This is a genomic window from Cellulomonas sp. P4_H4 (genome assembly GCF_056400865.1).
Genome location: NZ_JBFUKL010000011.1, coordinates 1 through 4,459 on the forward strand (window position 1 = coordinate 1; position 4,459 = coordinate 4,459).

Genomic DNA, 4,459 nt, shown 5'->3' on the forward strand with positions numbered 1-4,459 from the left:
CTGAGATGGTGATCTCGAAGGGCACCGGGTAGCCGGTCACGAGGTAGGTGCCAGCGTCGATGGAGCCGCTCTGCGGGAACGGTGCGATCGTGTCAGCCTCCGCGGTCGGTGCGGGGGCCGGCGGTTCGGTCGCGGTGCACGCGGCGAGGCCGACGCACGCCAGTAGAGCGGCGGCAACACCCACCCGCCGCGAGCGTCTCGCGTGAGAGGCGCGGGTGCGCCGGGTTGAGGTCCACATGTCCGCGTCCTCTCCTTCGATCCGTGCAGCGCGATGGCTGCTCGATCAGTGAAGGGCACGCCGGTATCAGCAGGCTATCGGCGCCCGCCGGTTCGGTATCGGCGCGATATCAGCGGTCTTGTCGGATGTCGGGGTCGGGGGTCACAGTGGCCCCATGGAGGTGCGCGTTCTGGGAGCGCTGACACTCGACGACGGCCGGATCCCCGCGTCTACAGCGGGCCGTCCGTGCGGCTGCGGATCGCAGGTTCACATCGGGTCGGCCCGCTCGGCACCTCGATCCGTTCCTGGTCAGCAAGAACATGGCGGGCGACGGTTCACCGATCCGGGCAGCCGCGGAGACGGTGGAGCTCATCCGGTTCCCGGGAATGGTCGACGTCGGGGACTACCCGAAACCGGCTCCCTCGGCGGGATGGGCAACCAGATCATTCCCCGCATGCCGGGGTGTACGAACGAGATCCCAAGGACTCCGTCCACTCCTGCTGGGTGAGGACTCGTCCGGCGATCTCGCACGCGCGTTCCTCCCACACTGCGGGTTCGGCGTCGACGACCTGCCAACGCCCGTCGGACTGTTCGAGCGCGACGGTGCGCTCATCGAGCTCCGCGGGTTCGTGGTCCCTGATGTGCAGGTCGCTGCGAAACGCCGCCGACCAGTCGCCGAAGTGCGACGTGATGATCGCGCCGTCCGCTCCGGCCGTGACCAGCTCGCCGGTCGGTCGGAACTCGACTGCGGTGACCTCGCCGTCATGATCCCGGAGCGTCTCCGCGATCTCGCCGTTCGCGGCCATCGCCACTACGGAGTCGTTGCCGGCGGCGATGGCGAGCTGAGTGCTGTCTGGGCTGAAGTCGGCCACCGCTGGAAAGGACGACAGCGAGACGGTGATGGGTGTTGCTTGCCCGAAGGAGTCAACGATGCGCACCGCGCGCGAGCCATCGCGGACAGCGATCTGGCGGCCATCCGGACTGACGGCGAGAATCCCGGTGCCGGGGATCTGGTGGAGCTCCTCGCCCGATGCCGTGTCGAGTACGACGGTCGGTCCGAACCCGCTGGCATAGATGCGCGAGCCGTCCGGTGAGAACTTCACCGCACTGTATTGCCAGGCCTGACGGGGCAAGGCCTGACCGGGCGTGGAGGGCGGATCGGAACTGATCACGCCGAGATCCAGGAGTATCGGGCCGGTCGGGTCTCCCGCGCCGCCTCGCCAGAGGGCGATGCTCACGGATGACTCAGGCTGCTGCGTCGCGGTGAGCGCTGCGAACTGGGATCCGTCGGCCGAGTACTCGACGTCTATCGCGGTCCCGCCCATTCCCTCGTAGGTTGCCACGCCGGAGCGGCCCTGCTCTGCGAGGTCGAGCGTTCCCGTTCGCCGAGCACAGAGGGTGTCGGTACAGAGGTCGGATGTCTCGCTGAACGCGACGGCCCCGGAGACGGGATCGACCGCCGAGGTCAGCATCATCTTCCCGAACGGGGAGTACTCGCCGAGCTGCGATCGGTCGTCGAGGTCGAACAGGCGCAGGTCGTGGTCGCTGTCGATCACCGCTGCCCGGGTCCCGTCCTCCGCGAGCGACATGCTCGCAGCGGCGACGCCGTCTTCCGGGATGCGGATGATGCTCGTCAGACGGGGTGCGCGAGAGATGACGCGTACGAGGTTGACACGAGTGTCGGAGTCGTCCCAGATGTGGATGGCCTCAACGGCGAGCAGCAGCGCACGGTCGAAGTCCGGCTCCTCCAGCGCGAGGCCAGCGACCCGCCGGGCCTCTGCGACCGTGTCGCGCTCGCCTGCGAGGTTCGCCTGGGATCCGGCAAAGAGGCTCGCCGTCACCGCAAAGATCGCGAGCGCGGCCGCGCCCACGGAGACCCAGGAGAGTCGCCGCACCATGCGGCGCTCCTTGCGAAGCTGGTTCTGCGCGGCAGCGAGTCCTGCGGTCTCATTCGCTGCGGAGGCATCGAGGAACTCTCGTTCGACCCCCGTGAGCGCGGGACCGGCCGTGTCCCGCCAGTGCTGGGCGGTCGTCAGTCGGCTGCCGCGGTAGAGCTCGCTGTCGGGTCGTTCCATCGCATCCCAGGCGGCGGCCGCGGAGCCGAGGTGTCGCATGATGCGCTGGCCCTCGACATCATCGGCGAGCCATTCCTTGAGCCGTGGCCATTCCCGTGCGAGTGCTTCGTGCGACAGCTGCACGGACTCTTCATCGGTGGTGAGCAGGCGTGCGTCGGCCAGCCGGTCGACGATCTTCGCATGGGCGTCGTCGATGGCGATCCGGGTGCGCTCGACCCGGCGAGATATCACCGCGCCGTCTGCGGAGGATTCGACGAGCCGGAGGAGGATGTCGCGCAGCAGCCGCGCGCCGTCCGTCGACAGTGTCGCGAAGACCTCTTCCGCGGTCTTCGCGACGGCACCGTCGATCTCTCCAGATGCGCGGTAGCCCTCGACGGTCAGGACACGGCCCTCACGTCGGGACCACACCTGGCGCAGGGCGTGGGAGAGCAGCGGAAGGGTTCGCCCGTCGGCGTCGCGGACCAGGATCTCGACGAGGCCCGGCTCCAAGATGAGTCCGGACTGCTCCGCGGGCTTCTCGATCACGGTCCGCAGCCCGTCGGGGCCGAGCGCCGTGAGCATGAGCATGTGCGACTGGATGATCTGGGGGAAGCCTTCGCGATCGGCCAGGTCTCCGAGACGGTCGGCGCGGATCGTCACGACGAGCGGGCCGCGGAACACCGTGCGCGACAGCGCGTCGAAGAACTCCCGGACCTCGGCGGGGTCGGCCACGGCGAACGCCTGCTCGCACTGATCGACGATGAGCAGCGAGCCCCCGGCAGGAATATCGAGATTGCGAAGAGCATCGACCGGGTGCTCGCCGGGCGTCACGACGGCGACCTCGACGCCGCGCGCAAGGAACTGCGCACCGATCCCCGCCCTCACGAATGAGGACTTTCCCACGCCCGATGAACCCGCGACGAGCAGCACGCCGTGCTCCTCGAGCGCCCGCAGGGCCCCGGACAGCTCCTGCTCGCGACCGAAGTACCGTTCGGCGTCACCCGTGCCCGCGGGAGGCAGCCCGAAGTACGGACACTCCGGGTTCGCGGCCCGAAATACCTGGTCGGACAGCAGCGCGGGATCCTGGCGCAGGATCGCCTGCTCCAGCTCAGCGAGCTCCGTGCACGGATCCAGCCCGAGTTCGGCAGCGAGCATCCCCCGCGCCCGGCGCACGGTGGCGAGCGCATCCGCTTGCCGCCCCTGGCGATACTGGGCCACGCTCAACACGACCCAGCGCCGCTCGCGCAGCGGTGCTTCGGCGGCGCGGGCGCGTGCCAGCGCGGCGACCTCCGCAACCTCGCCCGCCTGGAGCCGTGCGTCCAGGAGCAGCTCCTCGACACCGAGCCGCATCTCCTCCAGGCGTCCGGACGCGATCTGAGCCGGTTCCCAGTCGAGAAGGTCGACGTAGGGCTCCCCCCGCCACAGCGCGAGCGCCTCCGAGAACGTGTGCGCGGCGCGTTCGGGCTCACCGAGCTCCAGCTGCTGCGTACCCCGGGTGACGAGTCGTTCGAATTGCTCGGCGTCGACCTCGACGTGCTCCGTTGTGAGTCGGTACCCGTGAGCGGTGGTCTCGATCCGCGCCGGCGCGATGAGCCGGCGCAACCGCATGACGCATCCCGGGATGACCTTCGACCACGAGGCGGGCGGATTGTCGCCCCACAGCGCCGCCGCGAGGGATGCGGCCGACAACTCGGCACCCAGGCGGATCGTCAGCGCAGCCATCACCGCACGATCCCGCGGCGCCAGCGGTATCCGGCCGTCGTCGAGTGTCAGCGCTCCCAGAACGCGCACCTCCATGGGGCCACTGTGACCCCGACCCCGACATCCGACAAGACCGCTGATATCGCGCCGATACCGAACCGGCGGGCGCCGATAGCCTGCTGATACCGGCGTGCCCTTCACTGATCGAGCAGCCATCGCGCTGCACGGATCGAAGGAAAGGACGCGGACATGTGGACCTCAACCCGGCGCACCCGCGCCTCTCACGCGAGACGCTCGCGGCGGGTGGGTGTTGCCGCCGCTCTACTGGCGTGCGTCGGCCTCGCCGCGTGCACCGCGACCGAACCGCCGGCCCCCGCACCGACCGCGGAGGCTGACACGATCGCACCGTTCCCGCAGAGCGGCTCCATCGACGCTGGCACCTACCTCGTGACCGGCTACCCGGTGCCCTTCGAGATCACCATCTCAG

The 4,459-nt window shown here is 69.4% G+C and carries 1 protein-coding gene and 2 pseudogenes; 1 reads left to right on the forward strand and 2 read right to left on the reverse strand.

Translation table 11 applies throughout. The features are described 5' to 3' along the window. Positions 1–184: pseudogene (locus AC1DPN_RS19485) on the reverse strand (hypothetical protein); the annotation flags it as partial. Positions 185–660: 476 nt separating this feature from the next. Then, a complete protein-coding gene (locus AC1DPN_RS19490) occupies positions 661–4,173 on the reverse strand; it encodes an nSTAND1 domain-containing NTPase (RefSeq protein WP_477086438.1) in 3,513 nt (1,170 codons plus the stop codon). Between the two features lie 102 nt (positions 4,174–4,275). On the opposite strand from AC1DPN_RS19490, the pseudogene AC1DPN_RS19495 reads away from it, so the two are divergent. Continuing rightward, positions 4,276–4,459, forward strand: a pseudogene (locus tag AC1DPN_RS19495) (hypothetical protein); the annotation flags it as partial.